We start from the raw sequence: 25,997 nt of genomic DNA, 5'->3' as shown, positions 1-25,997 counted from the left end.
GAGAGCGCCGGCCATCGCGGCGCCTGCAAGCTACGGAAACGCGCTTAGGAAAGTTGCATCGGCAAAAGGCCGCGAGCGCTTCGCCTGCAAAAATAGCGGAGCCGCGCGTTCGCTGCGCTGGAATCCGGCGCGAGCTTCCCATAACGTGGCATCAGCATGTGGCAGCTCTACCAGTTTCCCCTTTGTCCGTTCTCGCGCAAGGTCCGTCTTCTTCTGGGCGAGAAGGGGGAGGGGTGCGAGCTCATTCGCGAAAATCCGTGGGAGCAGCGCGACGAATTCATCGACATGAATCCCGCCGGGCAGACGCCGGTGCTGGTCGACAAGAACTCCGGCGCACCGCTGATCGATTCGGGCGCGATCTGCGAATATCTGGAAGAGACGATCGAGCGCGCGTCGATGCTGCCGGGGACGGCTGCCAACCGCGCCGAGGTCCGCCGCCTCGCCGCCTGGTTCGACGGCAAATTCCATGACGAAGTCGTGCGTCCGCTGATGTTCGAGCGGATGGAGAAGAGGCTCGTCCACCGCCAGTCCCCCGATGCGAAGGCGCTGCGCGATGCGATGCGCGGGGCAAACAGCCACCTCGATTATGTCGATTGGCTTCTGGATCATCGCCGCTGGATGGCAGGCCCCCTGTTCAGTCTCGCCGATCTCGCCGCCGCGGCGCACATCTCGGTCGCGGACTATCTCGGGGGGATCGATTGGCGCGGGCACGAGCGGACGCGCCACTGGTATTCGGGGATGAAGAGCCGGCCGAGCTTCCGGCCCCTCCTTGCCGAGCGGATGGAGGTGATCTCCCCGCCCGATCATTACGACAAGCTGGATTTCTAGCAGACCATCCGATTGCCGGTGCGGACGCAGGATAGCGCCGAGACGGTGAATAGGCGGGCGACCGATGCGCGCTCCGCGCGGACGATCTCGCCGCTAGACCGGACCGGCGGGGGCAGGCGCAGCGGTTGTGCCACTAGCGCGGCTATCGACGGGGCGGGGACAGCGGCGCGCGCGGAGCCCGCCGCCATCAGCGGCACCAGCAACAGGAGCGGAAGCAGAGGGCGAAGGATGCTGTTCATGACGGACCGTATAATCCGGTCCCTCGCGCCTGTGTGTATCGGACTGTTACGAAGCCGATATGCGCGGGCCGAGCAGCCTCATTAGCGTCTCGCACCCCGCCTGATCCTCGGCATCGAAGCGGGCAAGCGCGGGGCTGTCGAGATCGAGCACCCCGATCAGCCGACCGTCCTGGACGATGGGGACGACCAGTTCGGACGCCGACGCGGCATCGCAGGCGATATGTCCAGGAAAAGCGTGGACATCCTCGATGCGCTGCGCCGTGCGGTTTGCCGCCGCGGTGCCACACACGCCCTTGCCGAACGGGATGCGGATGCAGGCGGCCTTGCCCTGGAACGGCCCGAGGACGAGTTCATTGCCCACGTTCCGATAGAAGCCCGCCCAGTTGAGTTCGGGCAGATATTCCCACAGCAGAGCGGCGGCATTGGCCATGTTGGCAATCGCGTCCGGCTCGTTGGCGGTGAGCGCATCGAGTGCCTGAGCAAGCTCGCGATAGAGCGTCGCCTTGTCGGAGCCGGCAATCTCGAACTGATACATCAAGGTCATCCTAGTCGATTTGGGGGCGTGCGCGGCCCTGCTTGATCGTGCCGCGCTGCGCTTTGGTCTCTACGCGGCGAGCCTTGGCGGCCTTGCTCGGCTTGGTCTTCACGCGCCGTTCGGGGCGGATATGGGCCTGCGCGACCATTTCGGCGAGCCGGTGTCGCGCATCCTCGCGATTCGCCTCGCGCGTCCGGAAGCGCCGCGCCGTCACCAGGATCGAGCCCTGCGACCAGCGGCTGCCGGCGAGCAACTTCAGCCGATCGAATATGTCGGGCGCCAGTCGCAGCGCATAGACATCGAGCCGGAGCTGGCAGGCGGTCGCGACCTTGTTCACATTCTGCCCGCCCGGCCCGGTCGCGGCGAGGAACTTTTCCTCCAGTGCGCTCTCGGGCAAGGCAGGTGGCTCAGTCGATGCCATCGAGCGAATCCGCGAAGAAGCCGAAGGCGGCGAAGCGCTGCGGGATCGGCGCCTCGGCCTTGATCGGTGCGCGTTCACCGCGCGGCACGACGAGCCGCCATGCGTGAAGCATCATGCCGAGATCCGCGCCGCGCCCGTACACGGGGTCGCCGACGATCGGGCGATCGAGGCCGCTGGCGAGATGGACGCGGAGCTGGTGGGTACGGCCCGTCTCGGGCGTGAGCAGCAACAGGCTGTGATCGCCGTTCGCCGCAATCGTCCGCCAGCGGGTCACCGCCGGCTTGCCACTCGGATCTGGAACGATGCGCCAGCCCTCTTCGGCCGTGCTTGTCTTGGTCAGCGCGAGATCGATCTCACCCTCGGGCGGAACCTCGCCCTTGACGACCGCAAGATAGGATTTGGCGACCAGCCGTTCCTCGAAGGTGGCGGCGAAGCGGCGCATCGCCTTGGGATTGCGCGCGAGAAGCAGGCACCCCGACGTATCGCGATCGAGGCGGTGGACCGCATTGGGCGGTCGCTGGAAACCGAATCGCAGATTGCCAAGTCGCGCGTCGAGCGAATCGCCCCCCGCGCGGGGACGATCGACCGCGAGGCCAGCGGGCTTGTCGATCACGAGAGCTTCGGCGTCTTCGAACAGGATGGGCAGATTCATGCGGCTCCCTAGCACAAGAGCGGCACGAACGCCTCCTTGAGCGGTACCAACTTTGTTTACTAACATTTACGTCGCGATATTGAATTTAAAGGTCCATTAACTTCTCTTGTTCATATGTATGAACGAGCGACGGGCAGGGGCCTGTCAGGGGTGGTAACGAAGGGTTAGGCACATGCGGGTTCTGTTGATCGAGGATGATCCCACCACGGCACGCAGCATCGAGCTCATGCTCGGCGCAGAAGGCATCAATGTCTATACGACCGATCTGGGCGAAGAAGGCCTCGATCTGGGCAAGCTCTATGATTACGACCTGATCGCCCTCGACCTGAACCTGCCGGACATGACCGGCTACGATGTTCTCAAGAAGCTGCGCGTCAGCCGCGTCCAGACTCCTGTGCTGATCCTATCCGGTACTTCAGAGACCGACGCCAAGGTCCGCGCGCTCGGCTTCGGCGCCGACGATTACGTGACCAAGCCTTTCCACCGCGAGGAGCTGGTCGCGCGTATCCATGCGATCGTGCGCCGTTCGAAGGGGCATAGCCAGTCGGTCATCCGCACCGGCAAGCTGGCCGTGAACCTCGATGCCAAGACGGTCGAAGTCGACAGCAGCCGCGTCCATTTGACCGGCAAGGAATATGCGATGCTGGAGCTGCTTTCGCTCCGCAAGGGCACCACGCTCACGAAGGAAATGTTCCTGAACCACCTGTACGGCGGAATGGACGAGCCCGAGCTCAAGATCATCGACGTCTTCATCTGCAAGCTCCGCAAGAAGCTGAGCCTGGCCTGCAGCGGCGAGAATTACATCGAGACCGTCTGGGGCCGCGGCTACGTGCTGCGCGAACCCGAAGAGGTCGCCAAGGTCGCCTAAACCGATGTCCGGGCGGGCCCGTGCCCGCCCGCCCCCATCTGTCATCGGATTGAAATAGTCCCGCAACGGGACTGTCGCTGCCGCCAGCTAATTCCCCGCCAAATCGTTCAAGGGGGATTCAGGATGACAGACGTTCTCGGCGGCGCGGGCCATTATGACGATGGCCTGATCGACACCAACACCAGCGCCAATCCGACGATCCAGGAGCTGATCGACCAGCGTTACTCGCGTCGGCAGACGCTGTTCGGTGGCATTTCGGCGCTGACGGTAGCGACGCTCGGCGGGATGGTTTCCGCCTGCGGCGGCGACAGCGACCCGCCGGCCTTCGGCTCTGGTACCGTCGTCAACGCCGGGTCCGCGATCACGACGAGCGCGGGCAAGGCGGTCACGCTCACTGGCTCCACCACGAACGCCACCGCTGGCGCCGACGCCTGGACGCAGGTCAGCGGGCCGTCCGTCACTTTCGACACGAAGACCGCAACGACGGCGAGTTTCATCGCGCCCAGCGTCTCCGCGTCGACCGTGCTGACCTTCCGCTACACCGCGACCGCAAGCAGCGGCGCGCTGACGGCGGATACGACCGTTACCGTCACGCCTGCCGCGATCGGCTTCGTCGCCGTCCCCAAGAGCCTCGACGATATCGTCAAGGTGCCTGATGGTTACAGCGTCACCGTGCTCTACCGGCTCGGCGATCCGATCAACACCGCGACCGCAGCCTTCGCCAACAACGGCACCGATACGGGCTATGCGAACCGCGCCGGCGATCATCATGACGGCATGTCCTATTTCGGCCTCGCCGCGACCGGCAACACGCCCGATCCGGCGAACAGCCTGCGCGGCCTGCTCGTGCTCAACCACGAGAATATCAACCAGGCCTATCTCCATGTGAACGGCGCGACGACCGTCGGCGGTGCGCGTCCCGAGGGCGAAGCGCTGAAGGAGATGGAGTGCCACGGCGTCTCCGTCGTCGAGATCGTCCGCGCGTCGCTCAGCGGTGCCTGGTCCTATGTCCAGGCCGGAACGCTCAACCGCCGCGTTACGCCGCTTACGCCGACGAGCTTCGTGGGTCCGGTGGCCGGCAATGCCGCGCTCCGCACTGCCTTCTCGCCGACCGGCGTCGCCGGGCGGGGCACGATCAACAATTGCGCCAACGGCTACATGCCGTGGGGCACCTACATGACCAACGAAGAGAATTGGGCCGGCTATTTCCGCCGGGACACGGGCGACGTGGCCGCACGCGGCGGCGCTGCCGCAAAAGCCAATGTCAGCCTCGCCCGCTACGGCATCCCCGAAAACCGCCCGGGCAACTATGCCTGGTCGACGGTCACCCCCGCCGATGCGGCCAGCACGATCTACCGCCGCTGGAACATCACCGTACAGCCCGGCGCTGCCGCCGACGGCTCGGGCGATTTCCGCAACGAAGCCAACCAGTTCGGCTGGTGCCTCGAGATCGATCCGTTCACGAACACGTCGGTGCCGCGCAAGCGCACCGCGCTCGGCCGGATGAACCACGAGGGCTGCTGGGCGGGCCGCACGATCGTCGGCGTCAGGCCGGCCTTCTACATGGGCGACGATGCGCAGAACGAATATATCTACAAGTTCGTCTCGGCGACGCCCTGGGTCGCGGCCGATGCGAGCCCGACCGACCGGCTCGCCACCGGCGACAAATATCTGAACACGGGCACGCTCTACGTCGCGAGGTTCAATGCCGACGGGACGGGCACCTGGCTGCCGCTGATCTTCGGGCAGGGCGGCATTACCGCGAGCAACACCACCTATGCCTTTGCCGACCAGGCGGACGTGCTGATCAACGCGCGGCTCGCTGCCGACGTGCTCGGCGCAACGAGGATGGATCGCCCGGAATGGACGGCGATCAACCCGGTCTCGGGTGAGATGTATTGCACGCTGACCAACAACAGCTCGCGCACCGTCGCCAATACCGATGCGCCCAACCCGCGCGCTTATACCGATCCGCGCACCAATGGGACGGTCACCAACGGCAACGCCAACGGCCATATCATCCGCCTGCGCGAGACCGGCGACACGAGCGAGGCGACGGCCTTTGCATGGGATATCTACGCGTTCGGCGCCGGCAGCGACCTCAACCCGACCAACATCAACCTGTCGGGTCTGGACGCGACCAATGATTTCTCGTCGCCGGACGGCCTGTGGTTCGGGCGCTCGTCGAACGCGTCGGGTCTCGTCAGCCCGGTCATGTGGATCGAGACCGACGACGGCGCCTACACCGACGTGACCAACTGCATGCTGCTCGCCGCGCAGCCCGGCACGGTCAATGATGGCGGCGTGCGCACGATCACGAACACGATCGGCGCCACGACCGGCACGCAGGCGACGCGCGTCGGCAGGGCGCCCGGCACCGCGCTCCGCCGCTTCTTGGTCGGCTGCAAGGAATGCGAGATCACCGGCATCGATTCGACGCCGGACGGCCGCTCGCTGTTCGTCAACATCCAGCATCCGGGCGAGAATGGCAGCCCGAGCAACATCACGAGCAACTGGCCGGCCAACCAGAGCGGCACCGCCGCAACGGGGGTCCGTCCGCGTTCGGCGACGATCGTGATCACCAAGAATGACGGCGGGGTGGTCGGCCTCTGACCTAGGACGATTATGGGAGGCGCAGTGCCGCAGGAAACGCCTGCGGCACTGCGACGTTAGGCACTTGTGCAGCGCCCTCCGGCGTTGCAGTCTAACCTCTATCCTCCCAGACCCAGGAGCCAGATGTCCTCTCCGATCGCTTTTGACGAGATTTTCGGGAATGGTGGCGACCAGCCCCGCGCTGAATTTGCTGCCCTGGGGGCGTGGCTGGAGGAAACTCCGGACAAGGAACTGGATCGCCGACAGAAGGCGGCCGAGGCCGCGTTCCGTCAATTGGGCATCACCTTCGCGGTCTATGGCGACGAGGACAGTTCCGAGCGGATCATCCCGTTCGATATCGTGCCGCGCATCTTCACCGGCGCCGAGTGGAGCCGGCTGAAGGAAGGGCTCGTTCAGCGCGTCGAGGCGATCAACCATTTCCTCGCCGACATCTATGGCGAGCGCAGGATCCTCGCGGACGGCGTCGTCCCGCAGGAACTGGTGCTCGCCAATCCGCAGTTCCGCGGCTTCCTCGCGGGACAGAAGCCGCCGCACGGCATCTTCGCGCATATCTGCGGGATCGATCTCGTCCGCACCGGCCCCGACGATTTCTGGGTGCTGGAGGACAATGCCCGCACGCCGTCGGGCGTTTCGTACATGCTGGAGAATCGCGAGGCGATGCTGCGGCTGTGCCCGGAGATCTTCCACCGCTTCAACGTCTGCCCGGTCGATCGCTATCCCGATCAGCTGCGCGATACGCTCCGATCGGTCGCGCCGCGCGGTCGCGGATCGGAGCCGGTGTGCGTGCTGCTGACCCCCGGCCATTTCAACTCGGCGTTTTACGAGCACAGCTTCCTCGCCGATTCGATGGGAATCGAGCTGGTCGAGCCCGCCGATCTCGAGGTCGATGACGACATCGTCTGGATGCGGACGATCGACGGGCGGGTGCGCGTCGACGTGATCTATCGGCGGATCGACGACGATTATATCGATCCGCTGTTCTTCCGCCCGGATTCGCTGCTGGGCGTGCCGGGGCTGATCGCGGCCTATCTCGCGGGCAATATCGCGCTCGTGAATGCGCCCGGCACGGGCATCGCCGACGACAAGGCGATCTACAGCTACATGCCCGAGATCGTGAAATATTATTCGGGCGGCGAGGCCAAATTGCCCAATGTCGAGACGTTCCGCTGCCGCGAGACCGGCGCGCTCCAATATACGCTCGACAATCTCGAGAAGCTGGTCGTGAAGCTGGTCGACGGATCGGGCGGCTATGGGATGCTCGTCGGGCCGACCGCGACCAAGGCGCAGATCGAGGATTTCCGCGCCGCGCTGAAGGCCGAGCCGCACCGCTATATCGCCCAGCCGACGCTGGCGCTCTCGACCGTGCCGACGTTGACCGAACAGGGCATCGCCCCGCGCCACGTCGATTTCCGGCCGTTCGTGCTCAGCGGCGCGGACGGGGTGCATATCGTGCCGGGCGGGCTGACGCGCGTCGCGCTGCAGGAGGGTTCGCTGGTCGTCAATTCCAGCCAGGGGGGCGGCACCAAGGACAGCCTGATCCTGTCCGACACGCCCGGCCAGTTCCAGTCGCAGGGCCCCGCCGGCCAGACGCAGAGGCAGGGCTGATGCTCTCGCGCACCGCCGCCTCGCTCTACTGGATCGGCCGCTATGTGGAGCGGGCCGAATTCACCGCGCGCCTGATCGAGGCGACCGTCCGTCTCGATGCGCTGTCCGCGCGTCCGGCGGGCACCACCGCCTGGGAAAGCGCCCTGCTCGTCGTCGGGGCCGATCAGGGCTTTGCGGCGGCCGGCGCCAAGGTCTGCCCGCGTGCGGTTTCCAATTTCCTGATGCTTGCGGCGGACAATCCGAGCTCGATCCGCTCCTGCCTCGATGCGGCGCGCTGGAACGCGAAATCGGTGCGCACCGCGCTGACCCGCGATGCGTGGGAGACGGTCAACCGCGCCTGGCTCGGCCTGCGCAACGTGACCGACATGGGCGACACGCGCGAGACTTTGTCGCTGATCGAGCGAATCCGCGCCGAGACGCGCGGCTTCGAGGGCGCGCTGCACCGGATGCTGCGCAACGAGGCCTATGCGTTTCTGGGGCTGGGCGCGGCGATGGAGCGCGCGGACAACACCGCGCGGCTGATCGATGTCAAATATCACCTGCTGCTGCCCGAGGGCGAGAAGATCGGCGGCGTGATCGATCGCGACCAGTGGACGACGATCCTGCATACGGTCTCGGCCAACACCGCCTATCGCTGGCTCTATCATGACGAGCTCAAGCCCTGGCTCGTCACCGACATGCTGATCCTCAAATCGGAACTGCCGCGCAGCCTTGCCGGATCGTCGGACGAGGTCGTCGGCCACCTCGCCTTCATCGGGCGGCGGCTGGGCCGGCAGGGCGAGGCGGATCGGCTCGGCCGGCAGCGGCAGGCGATGCTGAGCCGGACCAGCATCGACAGCGTCTTCGCGCACGGCCTCCACGAATATCTGGAGGGCTTCCTGGTCGAGAATGCGCGGCTGGACCGGGCGATCGCGGCGCAGTTCCGCTTCGGCTGATCATTCGTCGAGCGGGCGGTTGCCGCGGGCGCGCAGATCGGCCAGCAGCGTGCGGATCGCCCAGCCGGTGGCGCGCGCGATCTGCTCGCCAGAGAGCTCCCAATGGTCATGCATCTCCAGCCACGGCGTGGTGTGGAGTACCTGGAGCATCGCCGTGGCGAGCGTCTGGTCGTCGGGCGGCAGTGACTTGACCGCATCGGCGGTCGCGGCGCGGTAGCGTTCGACGCGGACTTTGTTGTTGGCCTTGCGCATGGCCCGGCCCTGCGGAGTCGAGCGCACGAGCGTGGTGATCGGGGCGATCTTGTCGAAGCCGGTGTAGATCGCCTCCAACTGGCCGGTCAGATCGGCCTCGCTTCGCGGAAAGGCGACGCCGGGCCCGGCGAGCTGGCGGACCCGATCGGTGCCGGCACCGAGCAGCGATTCCCGATCCGGAAAGTAGCGATAAACCGTCCGCCGGGCGAGACCGGTGCGCTCGGCGACGGCATCGTGGTTGAGATCGAGCCGGCCTTCGACCAGCAAAGCGATCACGGCATCGGCGATGGCCGTGCGCGCTTCCTCCTTCTTCTGGGCACGGGCACCGGGAGGGATCGGATCGCTGTCGCTCATGCGGCCCGATATAAAATGGCACATCCTGTGTCAATTTAATATTGACACGAATTGTGCCAGTTTGCACAAGCCGGCTTCGAAACGAATCGAAACGGGCTGCTCATGCTGTTCCACATGTCCATCGCCGCGCGGGATCCGCGTCATGTCGCCGAAGTCGTCGCCGAACTCTGGGGCGGGGAGGCGTTCCCGTTTCCGCCGGTGTCCGACAATGGCTGGATCGCGCTGGCGGGCGACGAGCGCGGCACCGCGCTGGAATGCTATCCGATCAACGTCGTCCTGCGCGAAAGCGCGGGCGACGCAGACGCGCATGGCGAGGCGACCGGTCGCGACGACCTCACCGCGACCCATGCCGCGATCGCGACGATTCTCGACGAGCCGGCTGTGATCGCGCTGGCCGCGCGCGAAGGCTGGCCTGCCAAATATCGCAAGCGCGGCGGCGCCTTCGGGGTCATCGAATTGTGGATCGAAGGCCGACAGATGATCGAGGTGCTGACGGCGGAGATGCAGGACGAATATCGCCGGAGCGTCACGATCGACGGATGGCGCACGCTGCTCGCCTCGGTCCCGCCCGTCGGAACCCCCGCCTGATCCCGATTTTGCGCGCGTCGCCGAAACGGCCCGCGCGTCCGTATAGTTAACGAGCGCGCCCTCAGGCCGTGCGACGGGAGACCGTGTTCCGATGCTTCGCTTGCTGTTGTTCGTCGCCGCCCTCGATCTCCTGATCGCGCCGCTGGGAGCGACCGTCTTTCTGATATCCGATGGACCGCCCGGCGCGACGGAAGGCGGGATGTGTGACGATGCACCGATCGACGCGCCTGCGTTCGCGTGCCAGCCCGCGCCATCACCTGGCCGCGCCGGGGCAATCTTCCCGGTCACGGATGTAGATACCCAAGCCGATCCATCGGCAGCGAAGGGCGACGACGTCGTGTTCAATTTTGCCCCGACCTTCGCCGTCTCGGACAGCGTCACGACGGGCCTCGGGATCATGCTGCTCGGGCTGGCCGGCATCGCCTCGGGTCGCCGAACCGTCGGCCGATCGCGTCGCCGCGGCTGACGAATGGTGCGCGCGCTTGTCGCGGACGCACCGGCTCGCCTAAAGCGCGTATCGTGCGCCTCTTCGTCAAACATCGCAGCGAATATCGCTTTTCCGAGCCGCAGGCGCGGCTCGTCCAGTTGCTGCGGCTGACGCCGGGCAACCATGCCGGCCAGTCGATCGTCTCGTGGCGGATCGATGTCGATCGCGATGCGCGGCTGAAGCCGGCGCGCGACGGCTACGGCAACGAGACGACGATGCTCTATATCGACGGGCCGCTCGACCGGATCGCGATCGAGGTTTCGGGCGAGGTGCTGACCGAGGATCGCGCGGGCATGGTGATCGGCTCGACCGAGACGCTGCCGCCGCTTTATTATCTGCAATCGACGCCGCTGACGAAGGCGGACGCCGCCCTGATCGACTATGTCGAAACGCTCGGGCTGCCGGCCGAGCCCCAGCCGCGCGCGCACGCGCTGGCCGAGGCGCTGGCCGACCTGTTCGAACCCGTGGCGGTGCATCCCGCGACCGACCAGAGCGCGGCGGCGCGGTTCGCGGCGCGTGCCGCCGATCCGCAGGGCAATGCGCATGTGCTGATCGCGGCGGCGCGCACCGTCGGCCTGCCCGCGCGCTATGTGGCGGGACATCTCTATCGGCCGGACGAATCGGACGGCCATGCCGCGCATGGCTGGGCCGAAATCTGGATCGATGGCTATGGCTGGATCGGCTTCGATGCGTTCGAGGGCTGCTGCCCGCGCGACGAGCATGTCCGCGTCGCGATCGGGCTGGATCATCGCGAGGCCGCGCCGATCTCGGGGCTGCGCATCGGCGGCGGGCACGAGGCGCTGGCGATCGACGTCCATGTCGGGCCGGAGCCTGCCGCGCAGGATTGAGGCGCGAACCGAATCCCCGTTCGCCCTGAGCATGTCGAAGGGCTGCTCTTTCTTCCGAACAAGAAGGGCGGTGCTTCGACACGCTCAACACGAACGGTGGGTAGGGTAGCATCTCAATCGACGATGCAGGTCTGGCCGGCGTTGAGCGAGACGATTTTCGCCTTCGGCCCCTTGCCGTCGAGGAAGCCGCCGGGGCCGTTTTCGGTGGTGAAGCGCACCCAATCGTCGAACAAATCCACGTCCGCATCGGGATAGGCGCGGCGGACGTCGGCGAAGGTCGCGCCGATGCCGATGCCCTTGGCGGTCTTCGGGCCGGGCCTGTCGAGCGTCCAGCCGACGAATTTGCCGGCGATGAACGAGAGCTCCAATTCGCCCTTGTAATGGACATGCGCGATCGGGATGCCCTGGCCGCAATCGGGATAGATGCCGCGCTTGACCGGCGGACCGAGCGCGGCGGTGGCGAGCGCCGTCGCGGCGGTGGCCTTCATGCCGAAGCGAATATGCTGGCCGGAGGGCAGCGAGAGCCCGGCCGACTCGAGGACGAGCGGCGCGGCCTGCGCGATCGGCGCAGCGAAGAGCGCGGCCAGCAGGATCGCGAGCCGGCGGGCTGAAGCGGCGCGGATCGCCGGGCGCCGATGCGGCCCGGCCGGGCCGTCGGCGCGCGAGATGGAGATCGGCTTCGGCGCGGAAGTTGACAAAGTTGACACTACGTCACCCCCCGGTGCGGCTCCTTCTCGTCCGGAACGCAGCGGCCGGCGCGCTTCGCGACGGGCGTCGGACCACGCACGAAGGCGGTTTCGCAGCGGGGGGAGGGCGGCAGATGTCGCGGCGTCATGTCCGGCTCCTTCGGGAAAGCGGACAGACCAGATCTCACAGGAAATCCTACATTGCAAAGCGGAAAATTCGGCGGCGGCGCTCGCGATCTTGCCGCCGGGCGCCCTTTCGGCTAGTGGCGCCGGCATCCGTTCCCGACGAACGAGACGAATCCGCGCGACTCCCTTGGGGAGCGTGCACGCCGGCCGACGAGGTTTCGTCCGCCGGCGCGTCTTGCGTTGGGGCAAATCGCGTCCCGCTTCGCCGCGGGCAAGGTGAGTTCGAAGCCTATGTTCGACAGTCTCAGCGATCGGCTTTCCGCGACGTTCGATCGTCTGCGCGGCCGGGGCGCGCTGGCCGAGACGGACGTGCGCGAGGCGATGCGCGAAGTGCGGATCGCTCTGCTCGAGGCCGACGTCGCGCTGCCGGTGGTGCGCGCGTTCGTCGACAAGGCGACCGAGGCCGCGGTCGGCCAGAATGTGCTCAAGTCGGTCACGCCCGGCCAGCAGGTCGTCAAGATCGTCCATGACGCGCTGATCGAGATGCTGGGGTCGGAAGCGTCCGACCTGATGCTGGACGTGACGCCGCCCGCGATCATCATGATGGTCGGCCTGCAGGGTTCGGGCAAGACGACGACCACCGCCAAGATCGCAAAGCGCCTGAAGGAGCGCGGCGCCAAGAAGGTGCTGATGGCGTCGCTCGACGTCAATCGCCCCGCCGCGCAGGAGCAGCTGGCGGTTCTCGGCGGGCAGACCGACGTGCAGACGCTGCCGATCGTCGCCGGCCAGACGCCGGTGGAGATCGCGCGGCGCGCGCTGCAGGCGGCGAAGCTGCAGGGCTATGACGTGCTGATGCTCGACACGGCGGGCCGACTCCATGTGGACCAGGGTCTGATGGACGAGATGAAGGCGGTCGCCGACATTGCGAGCCCGACCGAAATCCTGCTCGTCGTCGATGCGCTGACCGGCCAGGACGCGGTCAACGTCGCCAAGAGCTTCACCGATCAGGTGCCGCTGACCGGCGTCGTGCTGACGCGCATGGACGGCGATGCGCGCGCGGGCGCGGCACTGTCGATGCGCGCGGTCACCGGCCGGCCGATCAAGTTCATCGGCACGGGCGAGAAGCTCGACGGGCTCGAGCAGTTTCATCCCGAGCGCGTCGCCGGCCGGATCCTCGGCATGGGCGACGTCGTCAGCCTCGTCGAGCGCGCCGCCGAGACGATCAAGGTGGAGGAAGCCGAGGCGCTTGCCCGCCGGATGGACGAGGGCAAGTTCGACCTCAACGATCTGCGCAGCCAGCTCAACCAAATGAAGCGGATGGGCGGGCTTTCGGGCCTCGCGTCGATGCTGCCCGGCGTGAAGCAGGTGAAGCAGGCGATGGCGACGGGCGCCGCCGACGACAAGCATCTCGTCCGGCTGGAAGCGGTGCTCTCGTCGATGACGCCCAAGGAGCGCGCGCGCCCCGAAATCATCGCCGCCAAGCGCAAGATCCGCATCGCCAAGGGCTCCGGCACGACCGTGCAGGACGTCAACAAGCTCCTGAAAATGCATCAGGAGATGGCCGGCATGATGAAGAAGATGAAGAAGATGGGCGGCCTGAAGGGGCTGGCCAAGCTCTTCGGAGGCGGCGGGGGCGACCTCAACGCGATGATGGAGGGCGCCGGCCTTCCGCCCGGCGGGGGCTTGCCCAACATGCCGGGGCTGCCCGGCGGCGGCAATCCGCAGGGCCTGCCGCCCGGTTTCCAGAATTTCCTGAAAAAGCGCTGATCAACCGAAATTAGAAGAAGGAAGATACCATGTCCGTTTCCATCCGCCTGTCGCGCGGTGGCGCCAAGAAGCGCCCTTATTATCGCATCGTCGTCGCCAATTCGCGCGCGCCGCGCGATGGTGCGTTCATCGAGAAGATCGGCACCTACAATCCGCTGCTCGCCAAGGATGACGCCAAGCGCGTCGTGCTCGACACCGAGCGCGCCAAGCATTGGCTGAGCGTCGGCGCGCAGCCGACCGATCGCGTTGCCCGCTTCTTCGATGCGGCCGGCCTCAAGGAGCGCGCCGCGCGCTCCAACCTGAAGAAGGGCGAGCCGGGCGAGAAGGCCAAGGAGCGCGCCGAGGAGCGTGCGACCAAGGCTGCCGAGGCCGAAGCCGCCGCCAATCCGCCGGCCCCCGAGCCCGTCGAGGAAGCGCCTGCCGAGGCCGCTGCCGAAGAGACGACCGAGGCTTGAGGCACGGATCGGTGGACGGCGCGTTGGCTCTCGTGAACGTGTTTCAGGAGAGTCGTGATGTCCACCGCACCCGTTGCCCCGGCGCAGCCCGAGCCGGCCGAAGGGCCGCGCGCGGATGAGCCGGCCACCGGAAAGCCGCAAGGGGAAGGCGTTTCCGCCCCCGACCCCGCCGAGGGGGCCGACGACGCCCCCTCCGGCGGCAGCGGCTCGCCCGACTGACGCGCAGCCCGCGGCCGGCGAGCGGATGGTGACGCTTGCCGTCATCATCGGCGCGCACGGCATCGCCGGCGAGTGCCGCCTCAAGCTCTTCACCGACGATCTGCGCGCTTATCCCGATTTCCGGGCATCGGGCCGCGCGCTGCGGCTGACCTCGCTGCGCGAAGGATCGAACGGGGCGATCGCCCGCTTCGAAGGCGTCGCGGATCGCAACGCCGCCGAGCTTCTGCGCGGCACCGAGCTGACCGTGCCGCGCGCGGCGCTGCCGGCCCTGCCGGCGGGCGAATATTATCATGTCGATCTGATCGGGCTCCCCTGCGTCTCCGATGCGGGCGAGGCGCTGGGCCTTGTTGTGGCGGTCGAGAATTTCGGCGCGGGCGACGTGATCGAGATCGCACGCGACAGCGGCGCGACCTTCATGGTGCCGATGAACGAGACCGCGGTGCCGCGCTGGGATGCCGAGCGGCTGGTCGTGGACGCGGCGTTCGTGATCTAGTATATACGGCCTGTATATACGGAGGCTCGCATGAGCGACGAATATCGCGCGAAGGTGTTCAAGTCGGGCAATTCGGTGGCGATCCGCATCCCGAAATCGTGGGGTTTCCAGCCCGGCGAGGAGCTCGACATCATCGCGCGCGAGGATGGCAGCTATGAGGTCCGTCGCGCGCAAGCGGACGAACTGACGCTGGATTCGCTGTTCGGCAGCTTCTCCCCCGATTTCATGAGCGAGGGGCGAGGCGAAACAGACCAGGCCGATCGTGACTGGAGCGCCGCGGGCCGTCCGCCGCGCGCCGCCTGATGCACCTTACGCACCTCCTCGACACCAACGTGTGCATCGTTTTCGCACTGGGCCGCAGCGCGTCACTGCAGGCACGGATGAACGCGTCCGCGCCGGGTACGCTCGCCATGTCGGCCGTCACCTTCGGCGAGCTGGCGGTCGGCGCGAAGAATTCCGCCGATCCGCAGGGGGATAAACGCCGTCTCGCCGCGCTGAGCCGGTTCGTCTTGGTCCAGCCGTTCGATCGGGCGGCGGGCGAGGCATATGGTTCGATCGCGCGAACCGGGAGCTTCCGTCGCGGCAGCTTCGATCGCCTGATCGGCGCGCACGCCTCGGCACTCGGCCTGATCCTCGCGACCAACAACGAACGCGATTTTGCCGACATTCCCGGCCTCAAGATCGAGAATTGGACCTTGCCGCTGTGACCCTCGACATCTTCTTCATGCTCCTCGTTCCCACCTATCTCGTGCTCGTCGCTTATGGGCAGGTGGGCGCGCGCAAGCGGGGGCTGGCGCCGGTGACGCGGGCGATCGCGGCGCTGTTTCGCGTAATGCTGCCGCCGTTCGCCTTGGTCGCGGCGTTGCTCTGGGAAGGCGATCCCGCGCTCGCTCATGTCTGGGTACCGGTCGTGATCGGCATGGCGGTGGCGGGCGCGGTGGTGGCCGCGCTCGTTGAATTCGTGGCGCCGAAGGTGGGGGCGTGACGAAGGGCGGCGCGATGCCCTATCCGGTTCGGGCAAGCAGGGGGACGTGACGATGCTGGGCCGGTTGCTGATGTTCTGCGCGATGCTGCTGGGAGCCGGGCATGCCATGGCCGCGGCGCCCGACAAGGCGGCGCTCGCCGAGGTCGACCGGATCTTCGATACCTGGGCGATCGACGCGCATGTGCCGGGTGTCGTCTATGGCCTCGTCGTCGACGGCAAGCTTGTCCATGTGCGCGGGGCGGGCGTGCAGGACGTCGTCTCGAAGAAGCCGGTGACGCCGGACAGCCTGTTCCGCATCGCCTCGATGTCGAAGGCGTTCACCGCGCTCGCGATCCTGAAATTGCGCGACGAGGGCAGGATCGTGCTCGACGCGCCGGCCGAGACCTATGTGCCCGAGCTCAAGGGCTGGCATTATCCGACCGCGGACAGCCCGAAGATCACGGTGCGCAACCTGCTCACCCATTCGGCGGGCTTCGTCGAGGACAATCCGTGGGGCGATCGGCAGCAGGTGATGCCCGAGGCCGACTTCACCGCCCTGCTGAAGGCGGGCGTGCCGTTCGCGCGCGCGCCGGGGCTCGGCATGGAATATTCCAACCTCGGCTATGCGACGCTCGGGCGGATCGTCTCGAACGTCTCGGGCCAGCGTTACGAGGAGTATATCCGCACGCATCTGATGGCGCCGCTCGGCATGAGCGCGACGGGCTACGACATCTTCGCCTCGCCGATCGCTCGCCGCGCGATCGGCTATCGCTGGCAGGACAATGCCTATCTGCGCGAGCCGGACATGAAGGACGGCGCGTTCGGGGCGATGGGCGGCGTCGAGACCAGTGCGACCGATTATGCCAAGTGGGTCGAGTATCTGCTCGCCGCTTGGCCCGCGCGCGATGGGGCGGATGCGGGGCCGGTCAAGCGGGCGACGGTGCGCGAGATCGTCACCGGCGCGAATTTCGTCGGCGCGGGGATGCGCAACGCGGCCTATGGCGGGGCACCCTGCCGGCAGGCGAGCGCCTACGGCATGGCGTGGCGCGTCCTCGACGATTGCGATCTCGGCCGCGTCGTCACGCATACGGGCGGCTATCCCGGTTACGGCTCGGTCGTGATCCTTCTGCCCGACAAGGGCGTCGGCTTCTTCGCCTTCTCTAGCAAGACCTATGGCGGCGCGTCACTGCCGGCGTTCCGCGCGCTGCTGGCACTCAACAAAGCGGGTGTGCTCGAGGATCGCACGACCGCCGTCAGCGCCGGGCTGGCATCGGCTTATGACTCCGCACGCGCCGTGTGGCGGACGAGCGGGATCGAGGCGGCGCCGCTGGCCAACAACATGCTGATGGATCGCGACGTGGCGCGCTGGAAGACGCTCATCGAAGGGCTCAAGAAGGAAGTCGGCACCTGCGACATGGACGAGGCCGTCGCGCCCGTCTCGGCGATGGAGGGCAAGTTCGTGTGGAGCTGCGAGCATGGCCGGATCGCCGGGCGCGTCCAGCGCGCGCCGACGCCCGACGTGCGGCTGCAGGCGCTGGAATATACCGTACAGGCGCCCTGAGGCGCCCGACAGACAAGGCCGAGCTTATGGTTGGATTTCCCGCGGTCGCGATGATGCTGTTCTCGTTCGGCCTGCCCGTCGCGCTGACGTTGCTGGTGCTGAAGCTCATGCCGCGCCCGTCGCGCCCGGTGATGGCGGCGACGATGCTCGCGGCGGCGGCGATCTTTCCGCTGGCTCTGCTCTCGCTGGTTCACTCCACCAGCGCGGTCACGCAGGCCGGCAATGTCCAGATCGCGTGGGTGACCTTTGCGGGCGGCTTGGTGCTGAGCTGGCTGACCTTCTCGATCCGCCGCGCAGCCTGAGGTCGCACCGAGAGCCTGGGTGGCTCCTCAGAACGAGCGGGGATGGTAAGGGGGCTGATGTTCCAGGCTACCGTCCTCACGCTCTATCCCGAGATGTTTCCCGGACCGCTCGGCATCAGCCTTGCCGGGCGGGCGCTGGCCGAGGGGAAATGGTCGCTCGATGCGGTGCAGATCCGCGATTACGCGACGGACAAACATCGCTCGGTGGACGATACGCCCGCCGGCGGGGGGGCGGGGATGGTGATGCGCGCCGATGTGCTGGCCGCGGCGATCGACGGGACGGCCAAACCCGGCGTGCCGCTGCTGGCGATGACGCCGCGTGGGCGCCCGCTCCGCCAGGAGCGCGTGCGGACGCTGGCGGAGGGGCCCGGGGTCGCGATCCTGTGCGGTCGGTTCGAGGGGATCGACCAGAGGCTGTTCGAGGGGCGGGAGATCGAGGAGGTCTCGATCGGCGACTATGTGCTGTCCGGCGGCGAGACCGCGGCGATCGTGCTGCTGGATGCTTGTATTCGGCTGCTTCCCGGAGTAATGGGCGCGGCTTCGAGCGGTGACGAGGAAAGCTTCGAAGCGGGCCTCCTCGAATATCCGCATTATACCCGACCGCAAATGTGGGAGGGCCGCACGATCCCCGAAGTGCTGCGATCGGGGGATCATGCGGCGATCAAGGCGTGGCGCGTGTCACGGGCCGAGATCGATACACGGCTAAGGCGGCCGGATCTTTGGGAGCGCCATATCGGCGCTCGGGTCCAGTCGCCCTCTGGTGCGCGGCAAAAGAAGGACGAATGAGATGAACCTCATCCAGCAGCTCGAAGCCGAGCAGATTGCCGCTCTCACCGAGAAGCGCGCCATTCCCGCATTCCGCCCCGGCGATACGCTGAAGGTCGGCGTGAAGGTCGTCGAAGGCGAGCGCTCGCGCGTCCAGTCCTATGAGGGCGTGTGCATCGCGCGCTCGAACAAGGGCATGGGCAGCAGCTTCACCGTGCGCAAGATCTCGTTCGGCGAGGGCGTCGAGCGCGTATTCCCGCTTTACTCGCCGAACATCGATTCGATCGACGTCGTCCGCAAGGGCGTCGTGCGGCGCGCGAAGCTCTATTATCTGCGTGGCCGGACCGGCAAGGCGGCGCGTATCGCCGAGCGCCGCGACACGCGCGACAAGGCCGTCGCCGAGGGCTGATCCGCCCTCATCGCGACGAGACAGCGCCCGCGGGTCCGCAAGGATCCGCGGGCGTTTTCGTGTCTGGGACGCTTGGGGGGATGGCTGCCTGATCGAGGCTGCCGGGAATGTGGTGTCGGAAACGAGGGGCCTTCGGGGCGGGACGGTCCAGATGGCCGTCAACCGCTCCGCTTCTCACCGCTCAGGCGGTGAGAATGACGCCGACCACCAACGCCTGCGCGACGATCGCGATCAGGAGCGAGGTGGCACCTTCGAACTTCAACACAACATTTCTCCACTGAAACCGCACGATGTGTGCGGTGCAGCGCAGATAGGATCGCATCGGTTAATCGCAAATTAAAAACATTCCGCCGCAGATGCAAAAAACGCAATCAACGTTGCGCGAGGGACAGGATTGTTTTCGCACAGTTTTTTGGGGCCTGATCGGACGTGTCGCCGAGCGAGCTTTGCGCGAAAGATTGCTGCGTCGCGGCATAGATCGGATGGCGGTTCGATGCGGTGGCGAGCGCGTCCTCCAGATCGGACAGCCGATCGACGACGTCCCCGCATCGCCAGAAATCATGGTCGTCTGTCGCCTGCCAGTCGATTTTCTGCGGATTGAGGAACAGGCAGGGGCGCGGCCGGGCAAGATATTCGACGACCTGACTTGACGAATCGCCCAGATAGAGATCGGCCGCGGCCGTGTAGCTGCCGTCGACCATCGCGAAGCTCTGCCGGTCGCAATGCATGTGCGGCAGGTGCGCGACCGCCTCGAGGACGGCCGCCGCCTCGGGGTCGTGCTCGAACAGGCGCTGGTGCGGGGCGAGGATGACGTTCCAGCGATCCTGCGCGGCGAGAAAGGCGACGATCTCGCGACCCCACGCCCACCAGGACGATCGGTGGCGCTGCCAGTGCGGCGTATAGAGCAGGATCGGCCGATCGGTCGCGAAGAGCGCGGCGGCGGACGTGCGCTGCCGGAAGCTCGCCTTCACATAGCCGGTGGCGACGACGCGTGCGGGATCGAAACCGCGCGCGAGATAGGTCGTGCGCTCGCGTTCGCTCGGCACGAGCATCCGCGTCGCGGCACGCCGTCGCCGATCGTCGCGCGCGCTCATCGAGCCGACGCCGTGCGACGTCTTGACGAAGCGCAGCCCGAGCCAGGGGGCCAGGAACGGGATCCACAAGCTCGTCTGCTCGGCGCAGACCGTGACCGCCGATGATCGGAGCAGCGGCGCGAGGCGGGCGAGCATCGGGAGCTTGGGCGGCAAAGGCGGATTGGCGCCGGGCGGCAGATCGGGCAGATCGCGAAACCCCGGCGCCCGGCGGAGCGACATGTTCGGCCACGCGGCGGCCCACGGCGCGAGCAGGCGCTCATGCGCGGAGGTCGCGACCCAGATGTGGATCGCCAGATCGGGCGCCGCCTGGGCGAGCGCCTCGGCAATCGGCCAGAGATGCGGGATGAGCAACGTCTCGCCGAGGAACAGGAAGGCGACGCTGGGGAGTGCTGCCGCCGGACCGACGGCAGCAGAAGAAGATAGGCGCATTGCAGCCTTGTAGCGGGCGATCGGACACCACGAAATGCGCCACTTTCATGCCTGTCGGGGCGTATTCCGCCTCTCATAGTCTTTTTCGAGTTTGCGCCGTATATGGAGTGAGAGCCCCGAAGCGGATCGGCTCCTACATGCTCATGGGGAGTGACCGGCATGCCATTGCTGCTTCTTCCGTTGATCCTCGCGCTGACCGCGCTCGGCGGCGATCAGGGCATCGCCGACACCAAGGCTCCGGCCCGCAGCGCGCCGCAGGCGGAACCGCCGACCTTCGATCCGGACGCGCCGCCGAGCTGGTGGCTCACCAAGATGCGGCGCCCCTGCTCCAAGACGGGCGGGCGCGTCTCCTGCTGATCGTGCGTGGCTTGGTCGTGCCTGCCGAGGATCCGATCTAGCGCGGCGGCGCGGCGCTCTTGCCGACCAGCGACCTGGGCAGCGTGCCATCGGCGTTCATCCCGAGATCGATCACGCACATCGTGCCGAATTCGGGATGCTTGCCGCACGAGACGCCCGCGAACTGAAGCTCGGGCGAGAAGATGATCGTGCGGTGGCCGCGATCGGGAACGCCATCGTCGACGATCAACTGGCGAATCGTATCGACGCCGTCGATCGAGCCATAGGCGATGACCTCGGCCGTATAGGGTCCGCCGCCGCGTTTGGTGACGCGATCGCCGGGGGAGGAGCCGTCGGCGCCATAATGGCCGGTCTTGCCGGTGCGGCTCTGCTCGGCGACATGATCGGCTGCCGCCGCCTTCAGCACGGGCGAGCCTGCGGCGGCGGGCATAGGCTTGATATCGCCGACGAAATCGATCGTCTCGTCGACCGCGCTTACGCCTTCGGCGGTGCGGACGAGATCGGGCGAGCCGGGGATCTTGACGATGTCGCCCTTGAACCAGCCACGATATTTCCTGAGCTGGAGGATATAGGCGGCTGGATCGGTGCGCGCCTGATTGAGCGCATCGAGCACCTGCTGCTCGACCGGGATGGGGGTGAAGGAGGCGAGGACGGGCAGGGCGAGCAACGTTGCCACAATGCCCGTGCTGCGTAAGATCAGGCGCACCCTCATCTCCCCGTCTGCCCCCACAGATACGCGATATCTTATGCTTTGGTTGAGGCGATCAAGCCATCAAAGCCCGGCATTGTCTCCGATCGCCTTGCCGATCGCGGACCAATCGACATCGTCGCCGTCGCGCGCGATCGCCTGCAACAGGTGATCGCGGATCACGCCGAGCAACGGCATCGGCACGCGCGCGCCGGTCGCGGCCTCGGCGACTAGGTTCATGTCTTTCAGGCCCAGTGGCGCGGGGAAGCCCGCCGGGCGGTATGTGCCCTCGATCAGCGCCGGGCCGTAATTCCTGTAGACGGGGGCGCCGAAGAGGGTGCCGGTCAGCACATCGAACAAGGCCTGCTTGTCGAGGCCGTTCTTGGCGGCGAGCGCCATCGCCTCGCCCATCGCCTCGATCGCGGACATGATCATGAAATTGCCGCACAGCTTGACGAGGTTCGCCGCGGGCGCGTCCTCGCCCACGACGAAGGTCTTCTGGCCGATCGCATCGAATACCGGCTGGGCATGGGCGATGCTGGCGGGCGCGCCGGCGGCGACGATGCTGAGCTGCGCGGCCTCAGCCGCGGGCGGGCGGCCGAAGACGGGCGCCGAGACGTAGCGATCGCCCTGCGCCTCCGCGAGCCGCCGCGCGAGCGCGAGGCTGACCGTGCTGAGGCCGACATGCAGGCAAAGCGGGTCGGCTGCGAGCAGGCCGTCCTCGCCGAACGTCACCGCCTCGACCGCGCGATCGTCGGCGAGCATCGTGAAGACGATCTCGGCCTGCGCGGCCGCCTCGGCCGGTGTCGTGGCGAGCGTCGCGCCGCCCTCGACAAGAGCCGCCGCCTTGTCGGGCGAGCGGTTCCAGACGGTGAGGTCGTGCCCGGCCTTCAGGATGTTGCGCGCGATCGCACCACCCATATTGCCGAGACCGAGGATCGCGACGCGCATCGGAGCGGCCTTAGCGGCGATGCTCGCCCTTGACGCGGCGGACCGTGCCCGAGCTCGCGCGCATGACGATGCTTTCGGTCGTCATGACGCCCTTGCGGACCTTGACCCCCTGGAGCAGCGAGCCATCGGTGACGCCGGTCGCGGCGAAGATCGCATCGCCCTTCACCAGATCCTGCAGCTCATAGATCTTGTCGAGATCGGTGACGCCCCACTTGGCGGCGCGGCCGCGCTCGTCATCGTTGCGGAACAGCAGCCGGCCCTGGAACTGGCCGCCGACGCAGGCCAGGGCTGCCGCCGCCAGCACGCCTTCGGGGGCGCCGCCCGAGCCGAAATAGATGTCGATCGTCGTATCGGGATCGGTGCAGGCGATGACGCCGGCGACGTCGCCGTCCGGGATCAGCATGATGCCGACGCCGAGGCCGCGCAGTTCTGCGATCAGCGCGTCGTGACGCGGGCGATCGAGCACGCAGGCGATGATCTCGTTGGGCTGGACACCCTTGGCGGCGGCGATCGCCTGGATATTCTCGGTCGGCGTCTTGGTGAGGCTGACGAGACCCGGCGCATAGCCCGGCCCGATCGCGAGCTTTTCCATATAGACGTCGGGCGCATTCAGGAGCCCGCCTTCCTCGGCGATGGCGAGCACGGCGAGCGCGTTCGGCCAGGCCTTGGCGGTCAGCGTCGTGCCCTCGAGCGGATCCAGCGCGATATCGATCTTGGGGCTGCCGGGCGATGCCTTGCCGACCTTCTCGCCGATATAGAGCATCGGCGCCTCGTCGCGCTCGCCTTCGCCGATGACGACGGTGCCGTCGAAATCGAGTTCGTTGAAGGCGGCGCGCATCGCCTCGACCGCGGCATGGTCGGCGGCCTTTTCGTCGCCGCGCCCGACGAGCGTGGAGGCGGCAATCGCCGCAGCTTCGGTGACGCGCACCATTTCGAGAACGAGAACGCGATCGAGCGCCTTCGAAGCCGTAATTGCCACGCTGCTTATCCCCTTACTGCCGGAGCGCAGGCGATAGGACGGCCTTGTACCCTTGTCGAGAAAAGCCGGGCACTCTAGCGCGACTTTCGGAGACCGAGATGAGCCTCTTTTATTCCGACGATGACGCGATCGCGCGGCTGGGCACCGCTTTCCTGGACCTGAGCCTGCCCAAGGCCGAATGGACGCACGCCGCGCACTTCGCGACGACCTTGTGGCTGCTGGGGGCCCGGCCCGACATCGTGCCGGAGCGGGACATGCCCGCGCTGATCCGCGCCTACAACGCCTCGGTCGGCGGGGTGAACGACGATCATAACGGCTATCACGAGACGATTACGCAGGCCTCGATCGGGGCGGCGCGGGCGTTTCTGGCCGAACGCCCGGCGGGCGAGGCTTTGCACGAGACGGTCGATGCGCTGATGGCGGGGCCGCTCGGCATTTCGGGCTGGCCGCTGGTTCACTGGAGCCGCGAGAGGCTTTTCTCGGTGGCGGCGCGGCGGGACTGGGTAAGGCCGGACCTGGCGCCGCTGCCGTTCGCGGAGGCAGAGCCGTTCCAGGCCGATTAAGCCTGGATCGGGCAGAGATCGGCGATGATGCCGAGGCTTGAGGAGATGCGCGCGGTAGCGCTGGCGATCGCGCTGACGCTGGCCGGGCCTGCTCTCGCTGCGGTTGCGGGGCCGCCCGTGCCTGCGATCCCGCGGCAGACGCCGGCCGAGCAGGCCATCGCCTACACGCACCGGGACGATCCGCCGCCGCCGCGCGCGCCGGCGCCGGTGACGTGCCGCAAGGCGAATGGCGAGAAGACGACGGCGTGCGGAGTCAAGGAAGGCGCGCGACCGCCGACGACCCTGTGCGGGCACAAGAAGGGCGAGATCGTCGTCTGCGCGGCGACCGGTCGCTCGCCGGATCGGATCCCGCTGCCGAACGAGCGCGGCCCGGCGCATCATCCCGGCGAGTTCGCGCGGCCCGACGCCGGCTCGGGGCCGATTCCGGTGCGGCCGGGCATCACCGTCGCAACGTTCGGGATGAGCCGCGCGGTGAAGATGCGCAATGCGACGCTGAAGATGATTTACGCGCAGGAAAAGGCCAAGGCGGCGGCCGACCAGGCGGCCGCCGAGAAGGCCAGGCTCAGCGAGACAAGTCCGCCGGAGTAAGGCTTTCAGCTGTCGAGGATGTGCATCCACATCGGCGCGCCGATGAGGCTGGGCGAGCCTTCGAGCTTCTCCAGCGCATGCGCAACCGACGCTTCGGGGCCGTCATGCGTGACGAGCACGATCAGCACGCCGCCGTCTGCGGCGGGGCCGCGCTGGATCAGGCTTTCGATCGAGACGCCCGCGTCGCGCATCGCCGCGGTGAGTTCGGCGAGCACGCCCGGCTTGTCGACGACGGTGAAGCGCAGATAGGCGCGGCCGCGGCGCTCGCCCGCCGGTGCCGCGGGCAGATGCGCGAGGCTCGCGACGGGCATGCCGAAGGCGGGGCCGGTTTCGCCGCGCGCGATATCGATCAGGTCGGCGACGACCGCGCTGGCGGTCGGGCCTTCGCCCGCGCCGCGGCCCTGGAACAGCAGCCGGCCGACATAATTGCCCTCGGCGACGACCGCGTTGAGCGATCCGGTGACGTGCGCGAGCGGGTGATCGACGGGCACGAGGCAGGGATGGACGCGCTGGAACAGGCCCTTCGAGGTTGCTTCGCCCAGGCCGACGAGGCGGATCTTGTAGCCGAGCGCCGCCGCCTCGGCGATGTCGGCGGCCTTTACGTGGCGGATGCCGGTGATCGCGACCGAATCGAAATCGATCGTCGCGCCGAAGGCCAAGCTGGCGAGGATCGAGAGCTTGTGCGCGGCATCGACGCCGTCGATGTCGAAGCTGGGATCGGCCTCGGCATAGCCCAGCGCCTGCGCCTCGGCGAGGACGTCGCCGAAATCGCGGCCGTGCCCAGAAACACTAGGGCTTTCCATCGTCGAGAGGATGTAGTTGCAGGTGCCGTTGAGGATGCCGAAGACGTGGTCGATCTCGTTGGCGGCAGCACCCTCGCGCAGGCCCTTGATGACGGGGATGCCGCCCGCGACCGCGGCTTCATATTTGAGCGCGACGCCTTTGGCCTCGGCGGCGGTGGCGAGCTCCAGCCCGTGATGCGCGATCATCGCCTTGTTGGCGGTGACGAACGATTTGCCGCCCGCGATCGTCGCGCGGGCGAGCGTCAGCGCCGGACCGTCCGAGCCGCCGACCAGCTCGACGACGACATCGACATCGTCGCGGCGCGCGAGATCGGCGGTGTCGTCGATCCAGGCGAAGCGGGAGAGGTCGACCCCGCGATCGCGCGTGCGGTCGCGCGCGGAGACGGCGGTGATCTCGATCGCGCGGCCGGCACGGCGCTCGATCAGGGCGGCGTTGGCGTCGAGCAGTTTGACGACGCCGGCGCCGACCGTGCCGAGGCCGGCGAGCGCGATGCGGAGGGGTTTGGTCATGTCAGTTTTTCACTCATTTCCGTTTGGTTCGAGCGGAGTTCGAGCTTGCCGAGAACGAAGTCG

At 67.2% G+C, this 25,997-nt stretch carries 34 protein-coding genes; 22 read left to right on the top strand and 12 right to left on the bottom strand.

Annotated features, from left to right (window positions below; genetic code table 11):
* Window positions 1-156: 156 nt before the first annotated feature.
* Complete coding sequence (locus Q4F19_RS05970) at window positions 157-828, top strand: glutathione S-transferase family protein (protein WP_303540692.1); 672 nt, start codon at window positions 157-159, stop codon at window positions 826-828.
* On the opposite strand, the gene Q4F19_RS05965 is transcribed toward Q4F19_RS05970, so the two are convergent.
* The 4 genes from Q4F19_RS05965 to Q4F19_RS05950 are packed head-to-tail and all read right to left on the bottom strand — an operon-like array spanning window position 825 to window position 2,675.
* Entirely contained in the window at window positions 825-1,067 is a 243-nt protein-coding gene (locus tag Q4F19_RS05965; protein ID WP_303540690.1) for a hypothetical protein, read from the bottom strand. The genes Q4F19_RS05970 and Q4F19_RS05965 overlap by 4 nt on opposite strands.
* Before the next feature lie 46 nt (window positions 1,068-1,113).
* Window positions 1,114-1,602, bottom strand: coding sequence for a GAF domain-containing protein (locus tag Q4F19_RS05960; protein WP_303541020.1), 489 nt, complete (start codon window positions 1,600-1,602; stop codon window positions 1,114-1,116).
* Window positions 1,603-1,612: 10 nt separating this feature from the next.
* Entirely contained in the window at window positions 1,613-2,023 is a 411-nt protein-coding gene (gene arfB, locus Q4F19_RS05955; protein ID WP_303540688.1) for an alternative ribosome rescue aminoacyl-tRNA hydrolase ArfB, read from the bottom strand.
* Window positions 2,010-2,675, bottom strand: a complete 666-nt coding sequence (locus tag Q4F19_RS05950) for an RluA family pseudouridine synthase (RefSeq protein WP_303540686.1) — start codon at window positions 2,673-2,675, stop codon at window positions 2,010-2,012. Before Q4F19_RS05950 ends, arfB begins: the two co-directional genes overlap by 14 nt.
* Before the next feature lie 172 nt (window positions 2,676-2,847).
* On the opposite strand from Q4F19_RS05950, the gene ctrA reads away from it, so the two are divergent.
* The 4 genes from ctrA (at window position 2,848) to Q4F19_RS05930 (ending at window position 8,696) form a co-directional block, all read left to right on the top strand.
* Entirely contained in the window at window positions 2,848-3,543 is a 696-nt protein-coding gene (ctrA, locus tag Q4F19_RS05945; RefSeq protein ID WP_303540685.1) for a response regulator transcription factor CtrA, read from the top strand.
* Window positions 3,544-3,666: 123 nt separating this feature from the next.
* Window positions 3,667-6,156 (top strand): PhoX family protein, encoded by a 2,490-nt coding sequence (locus Q4F19_RS05940; protein WP_303540683.1) that lies wholly within the window; start codon window positions 3,667-3,669, stop codon window positions 6,154-6,156.
* 123 nt (window positions 6,157-6,279) lie between these two features.
* A complete protein-coding gene (locus Q4F19_RS05935; RefSeq protein ID WP_303540682.1) occupies window positions 6,280-7,761 on the top strand; it encodes a circularly permuted type 2 ATP-grasp protein in 1,482 nt (493 codons plus the stop codon).
* On the top strand, window positions 7,761-8,696 hold the full coding sequence (locus tag Q4F19_RS05930) for an alpha-E domain-containing protein (protein ID WP_303540680.1): 936 nt from the start codon (window positions 7,761-7,763) through the stop codon (window positions 8,694-8,696). The genes Q4F19_RS05935 and Q4F19_RS05930 overlap by 1 nt, the downstream gene beginning before the upstream one ends.
* Here the strand turns inward: Q4F19_RS05930 and Q4F19_RS05925 are convergent, their stop codons facing one another.
* Window positions 8,697-9,302, bottom strand: a complete 606-nt coding sequence (locus Q4F19_RS05925) for a TetR/AcrR family transcriptional regulator (RefSeq protein ID WP_303540678.1) — start codon at window positions 9,300-9,302, stop codon at window positions 8,697-8,699.
* A 102-nt stretch (window positions 9,303-9,404) separates the two neighbouring features.
* Here Q4F19_RS05925 and Q4F19_RS05920 point away from each other — a divergent pair, with 102 nt between their 5' ends.
* From Q4F19_RS05920 to Q4F19_RS05910, 3 genes are all read left to right on the top strand, one after another.
* Window positions 9,405-9,890, top strand: coding sequence for a hypothetical protein (locus tag Q4F19_RS05920; RefSeq protein WP_303540677.1), 486 nt, complete (start codon window positions 9,405-9,407; stop codon window positions 9,888-9,890).
* Between the two features lie 91 nt (window positions 9,891-9,981).
* A complete protein-coding gene (locus Q4F19_RS05915; RefSeq protein ID WP_303540675.1) occupies window positions 9,982-10,356 on the top strand; it encodes a hypothetical protein in 375 nt (124 codons plus the stop codon).
* Between the two features lie 53 nt (window positions 10,357-10,409).
* A complete protein-coding gene (locus Q4F19_RS05910) occupies window positions 10,410-11,225 on the top strand; it encodes a transglutaminase family protein (RefSeq protein ID WP_303540673.1) in 816 nt (271 codons plus the stop codon).
* A 113-nt stretch (window positions 11,226-11,338) separates the two neighbouring features.
* Here Q4F19_RS05910 and Q4F19_RS05905 read toward each other — a convergent pair whose 3' ends face one another.
* Window positions 11,339-11,932 (bottom strand): hypothetical protein, encoded by a 594-nt coding sequence (locus Q4F19_RS05905; RefSeq protein ID WP_303540671.1) that lies wholly within the window; start codon window positions 11,930-11,932, stop codon window positions 11,339-11,341.
* A 396-nt stretch (window positions 11,933-12,328) separates the two neighbouring features.
* Between Q4F19_RS05905 and ffh the strand changes: the two genes are divergently transcribed.
* From ffh to rplS, 11 genes are read left to right on the top strand one after another with little or no spacing between them, the layout of a single operon-like run.
* Window positions 12,329-13,804: a signal recognition particle protein gene (ffh, locus tag Q4F19_RS05900; RefSeq protein WP_303540669.1), complete on the top strand. Its 1,476-nt coding sequence runs from the start codon at window positions 12,329-12,331 to the stop codon at window positions 13,802-13,804.
* A gap of 29 nt (window positions 13,805-13,833) precedes the next feature.
* On the top strand, window positions 13,834-14,259 hold the full coding sequence (gene rpsP, locus Q4F19_RS05895) for a 30S ribosomal protein S16 (protein WP_303540667.1): 426 nt from the start codon (window positions 13,834-13,836) through the stop codon (window positions 14,257-14,259).
* Window positions 14,260-14,316: 57 nt separating this feature from the next.
* Window positions 14,317-14,478, top strand: coding sequence for a hypothetical protein (locus Q4F19_RS05890; RefSeq protein WP_303540665.1), 162 nt, complete (start codon window positions 14,317-14,319; stop codon window positions 14,476-14,478).
* Between the two features lie 25 nt (window positions 14,479-14,503).
* A complete protein-coding gene (gene rimM / locus Q4F19_RS05885) occupies window positions 14,504-14,971 on the top strand; it encodes a ribosome maturation factor RimM (protein WP_303540663.1) in 468 nt (155 codons plus the stop codon).
* 30 nt (window positions 14,972-15,001) lie between these two features.
* Window positions 15,002-15,274, top strand: coding sequence for an AbrB/MazE/SpoVT family DNA-binding domain-containing protein (locus Q4F19_RS05880; RefSeq protein ID WP_303540661.1), 273 nt, complete (start codon window positions 15,002-15,004; stop codon window positions 15,272-15,274).
* Window positions 15,274-15,678 (top strand): type II toxin-antitoxin system VapC family toxin, encoded by a 405-nt coding sequence (locus Q4F19_RS05875; RefSeq protein WP_303540660.1) that lies wholly within the window; start codon window positions 15,274-15,276, stop codon window positions 15,676-15,678. The genes Q4F19_RS05880 and Q4F19_RS05875 overlap by 1 nt, the downstream gene beginning before the upstream one ends.
* The gene (locus tag Q4F19_RS05870; RefSeq protein WP_303540658.1) at window positions 15,660-15,956 is read left to right on the top strand and encodes a hypothetical protein; all 297 of its coding nucleotides are present in this window, start codon (window positions 15,660-15,662) and stop codon (window positions 15,954-15,956) included. Before Q4F19_RS05875 ends, Q4F19_RS05870 begins: the two co-directional genes overlap by 19 nt.
* Window positions 15,957-16,008: 52 nt before the next feature.
* Window positions 16,009-17,496 carry a serine hydrolase domain-containing protein gene (locus Q4F19_RS05865; protein WP_303541018.1) on the top strand — a complete coding sequence of 496 codons (1,488 nt, stop codon included), beginning with the start codon at window positions 16,009-16,011 and terminating at the stop codon, window positions 17,494-17,496.
* Between the two features lie 26 nt (window positions 17,497-17,522).
* Window positions 17,523-17,798 (top strand): hypothetical protein, encoded by a 276-nt coding sequence (locus tag Q4F19_RS05860; protein ID WP_303540656.1) that lies wholly within the window; start codon window positions 17,523-17,525, stop codon window positions 17,796-17,798.
* A 54-nt stretch (window positions 17,799-17,852) separates the two neighbouring features.
* Window positions 17,853-18,584 (top strand): tRNA (guanosine(37)-N1)-methyltransferase TrmD, encoded by a 732-nt coding sequence (trmD, locus tag Q4F19_RS05855; RefSeq protein WP_303541017.1) that lies wholly within the window; start codon window positions 17,853-17,855, stop codon window positions 18,582-18,584.
* A gap of 1 nt (window position 18,585) precedes the next feature.
* Window positions 18,586-18,972: a 50S ribosomal protein L19 gene (rplS, locus tag Q4F19_RS05850; protein WP_303540654.1), complete on the top strand. Its 387-nt coding sequence runs from the start codon at window positions 18,586-18,588 to the stop codon at window positions 18,970-18,972.
* 181 nt (window positions 18,973-19,153) lie between these two features.
* On the opposite strand, the gene Q4F19_RS05845 is transcribed toward rplS, so the two are convergent.
* Window positions 19,154-19,294, bottom strand: a complete 141-nt coding sequence (locus tag Q4F19_RS05845; protein WP_303540652.1) for a hypothetical protein — start codon at window positions 19,292-19,294, stop codon at window positions 19,154-19,156.
* Between the two features lie 49 nt (window positions 19,295-19,343).
* Entirely contained in the window at window positions 19,344-20,495 is a 1,152-nt protein-coding gene (locus tag Q4F19_RS05840; protein ID WP_303540650.1) for a hypothetical protein, read from the bottom strand.
* Window positions 20,496-20,654: 159 nt separating this feature from the next.
* Between Q4F19_RS05840 and Q4F19_RS05835 the strand changes: the two genes are divergently transcribed.
* Window positions 20,655-20,852: a hypothetical protein gene (locus Q4F19_RS05835; RefSeq protein WP_303540649.1), complete on the top strand. Its 198-nt coding sequence runs from the start codon at window positions 20,655-20,657 to the stop codon at window positions 20,850-20,852.
* A gap of 37 nt (window positions 20,853-20,889) precedes the next feature.
* On the opposite strand, the gene Q4F19_RS05830 is transcribed toward Q4F19_RS05835, so the two are convergent.
* The 3 genes from Q4F19_RS05830 to glpX all read right to left on the bottom strand — a co-directional run bounded on the left by Q4F19_RS05830 (window position 20,890) and on the right by glpX (window position 23,470).
* Window positions 20,890-21,558, bottom strand: a complete 669-nt coding sequence (locus tag Q4F19_RS05830; RefSeq protein WP_303540647.1) for a CAP domain-containing protein — start codon at window positions 21,556-21,558, stop codon at window positions 20,890-20,892.
* Window positions 21,559-21,624: 66 nt separating this feature from the next.
* Entirely contained in the window at window positions 21,625-22,491 is an 867-nt protein-coding gene (locus tag Q4F19_RS05825) for an NAD(P)-dependent oxidoreductase (protein WP_303540645.1), read from the bottom strand.
* Window positions 22,492-22,501: 10 nt separating this feature from the next.
* Window positions 22,502-23,470 carry a class II fructose-bisphosphatase gene (gene glpX, locus Q4F19_RS05820; RefSeq protein WP_303540643.1) on the bottom strand — a complete coding sequence of 323 codons (969 nt, stop codon included), beginning with the start codon at window positions 23,468-23,470 and terminating at the stop codon, window positions 22,502-22,504.
* A 98-nt stretch (window positions 23,471-23,568) separates the two neighbouring features.
* Here glpX and Q4F19_RS05815 point away from each other — a divergent pair, with 98 nt between their 5' ends.
* Together Q4F19_RS05815 and Q4F19_RS05810 are read left to right on the top strand one after the other, a co-directional pair.
* The gene (locus tag Q4F19_RS05815; protein ID WP_303540641.1) at window positions 23,569-24,033 is read left to right on the top strand and encodes a hypothetical protein; all 465 of its coding nucleotides are present in this window, start codon (window positions 23,569-23,571) and stop codon (window positions 24,031-24,033) included.
* Between the two features lie 24 nt (window positions 24,034-24,057).
* Entirely contained in the window at window positions 24,058-24,621 is a 564-nt protein-coding gene (locus Q4F19_RS05810; RefSeq protein WP_303540639.1) for a hypothetical protein, read from the top strand.
* Window positions 24,622-24,626: 5 nt separating this feature from the next.
* Here the strand turns inward: Q4F19_RS05810 and Q4F19_RS05805 are convergent, their stop codons facing one another.
* Window positions 24,627-25,934, bottom strand: coding sequence for a homoserine dehydrogenase (locus Q4F19_RS05805; protein WP_303540638.1), 1,308 nt, complete (start codon window positions 25,932-25,934; stop codon window positions 24,627-24,629).
* Between the last annotated feature and the right edge of the window lie 63 nt (window positions 25,935-25,997).

It is taken from the genome of Sphingomonas natans (genome assembly GCF_030546695.1).
GTDB classification, from domain to species: domain Bacteria; phylum Pseudomonadota; class Alphaproteobacteria; order Sphingomonadales; family Sphingomonadaceae; genus Sphingomonas_I; species Sphingomonas_I natans.
The sequence above is the reverse complement of the archived record's forward strand: the minus strand, read 5'-3'. Positions and strand labels throughout refer to the sequence as shown.

Bases quoted from the DNA above. Each gene is read 5' to 3' on its own strand.
- Q4F19_RS05970 (WP_303540692.1), top strand. From the start codon at position 157: ATGTGGCAGCTCTACCAGTTTCCCCTTTGTCCGTTCTCGCGCAAGGTC.
- Q4F19_RS05965 (WP_303540690.1), bottom strand. From the start codon at position 1,067: ATGAACAGCATCCTTCGCCCTCTGCTTCCGCTCCTGTTGCTGGTGCCG.
- Q4F19_RS05960 (WP_303541020.1), bottom strand. From the start codon at position 1,602: ATGTATCAGTTCGAGATTGCCGGCTCCGACAAGGCGACGCTCTATCGC.
- arfB (WP_303540688.1), bottom strand. From the start codon at position 2,023: ATGGCATCGACTGAGCCACCTGCCTTGCCCGAGAGCGCACTGGAGGAA.
- Q4F19_RS05950 (WP_303540686.1), bottom strand. From the start codon at position 2,675: ATGAATCTGCCCATCCTGTTCGAAGACGCCGAAGCTCTCGTGATCGAC.
- ctrA (WP_303540685.1), top strand. From the start codon at position 2,848: ATGCGGGTTCTGTTGATCGAGGATGATCCCACCACGGCACGCAGCATC.
- Q4F19_RS05940 (WP_303540683.1), top strand. From the start codon at position 3,667: ATGACAGACGTTCTCGGCGGCGCGGGCCATTATGACGATGGCCTGATC.
- Q4F19_RS05935 (WP_303540682.1), top strand. From the start codon at position 6,280: ATGTCCTCTCCGATCGCTTTTGACGAGATTTTCGGGAATGGTGGCGAC.
- Q4F19_RS05930 (WP_303540680.1), top strand. From the start codon at position 7,761: ATGCTCTCGCGCACCGCCGCCTCGCTCTACTGGATCGGCCGCTATGTG.
- Q4F19_RS05925 (WP_303540678.1), bottom strand. From the start codon at position 9,302: ATGAGCGACAGCGATCCGATCCCTCCCGGTGCCCGTGCCCAGAAGAAG.
- Q4F19_RS05920 (WP_303540677.1), top strand. From the start codon at position 9,405: ATGCTGTTCCACATGTCCATCGCCGCGCGGGATCCGCGTCATGTCGCC.
- Q4F19_RS05915 (WP_303540675.1), top strand. From the start codon at position 9,982: ATGCTTCGCTTGCTGTTGTTCGTCGCCGCCCTCGATCTCCTGATCGCG.
- ffh (WP_303540669.1), top strand. From the start codon at position 12,329: ATGTTCGACAGTCTCAGCGATCGGCTTTCCGCGACGTTCGATCGTCTG.
- rpsP (WP_303540667.1), top strand. From the start codon at position 13,834: ATGTCCGTTTCCATCCGCCTGTCGCGCGGTGGCGCCAAGAAGCGCCCT.
- Q4F19_RS05890 (WP_303540665.1), top strand. From the start codon at position 14,317: ATGTCCACCGCACCCGTTGCCCCGGCGCAGCCCGAGCCGGCCGAAGGG.
- rimM (WP_303540663.1), top strand. From the start codon at position 14,504: ATGGTGACGCTTGCCGTCATCATCGGCGCGCACGGCATCGCCGGCGAG.
- Q4F19_RS05880 (WP_303540661.1), top strand. From the start codon at position 15,002: ATGAGCGACGAATATCGCGCGAAGGTGTTCAAGTCGGGCAATTCGGTG.
- Q4F19_RS05875 (WP_303540660.1), top strand. From the start codon at position 15,274: ATGCACCTTACGCACCTCCTCGACACCAACGTGTGCATCGTTTTCGCA.
- Q4F19_RS05865 (WP_303541018.1), top strand. From the start codon at position 16,009: ATGCTGGGCCGGTTGCTGATGTTCTGCGCGATGCTGCTGGGAGCCGGG.
- Q4F19_RS05860 (WP_303540656.1), top strand. From the start codon at position 17,523: ATGGTTGGATTTCCCGCGGTCGCGATGATGCTGTTCTCGTTCGGCCTG.
- rplS (WP_303540654.1), top strand. From the start codon at position 18,586: ATGAACCTCATCCAGCAGCTCGAAGCCGAGCAGATTGCCGCTCTCACC.
- Q4F19_RS05845 (WP_303540652.1), bottom strand. From the start codon at position 19,294: ATGCGATCCTATCTGCGCTGCACCGCACACATCGTGCGGTTTCAGTGG.
- Q4F19_RS05840 (WP_303540650.1), bottom strand. From the start codon at position 20,495: ATGCGCCTATCTTCTTCTGCTGCCGTCGGTCCGGCGGCAGCACTCCCC.
- Q4F19_RS05835 (WP_303540649.1), top strand. From the start codon at position 20,655: ATGCCATTGCTGCTTCTTCCGTTGATCCTCGCGCTGACCGCGCTCGGC.
- Q4F19_RS05825 (WP_303540645.1), bottom strand. From the start codon at position 22,491: ATGCGCGTCGCGATCCTCGGTCTCGGCAATATGGGTGGTGCGATCGCG.
- Q4F19_RS05815 (WP_303540641.1), top strand. From the start codon at position 23,569: ATGAGCCTCTTTTATTCCGACGATGACGCGATCGCGCGGCTGGGCACC.
- Q4F19_RS05810 (WP_303540639.1), top strand. From the start codon at position 24,058: ATGATGCCGAGGCTTGAGGAGATGCGCGCGGTAGCGCTGGCGATCGCG.
- Q4F19_RS05805 (WP_303540638.1), bottom strand. From the start codon at position 25,934: ATGACCAAACCCCTCCGCATCGCGCTCGCCGGCCTCGGCACGGTCGGC.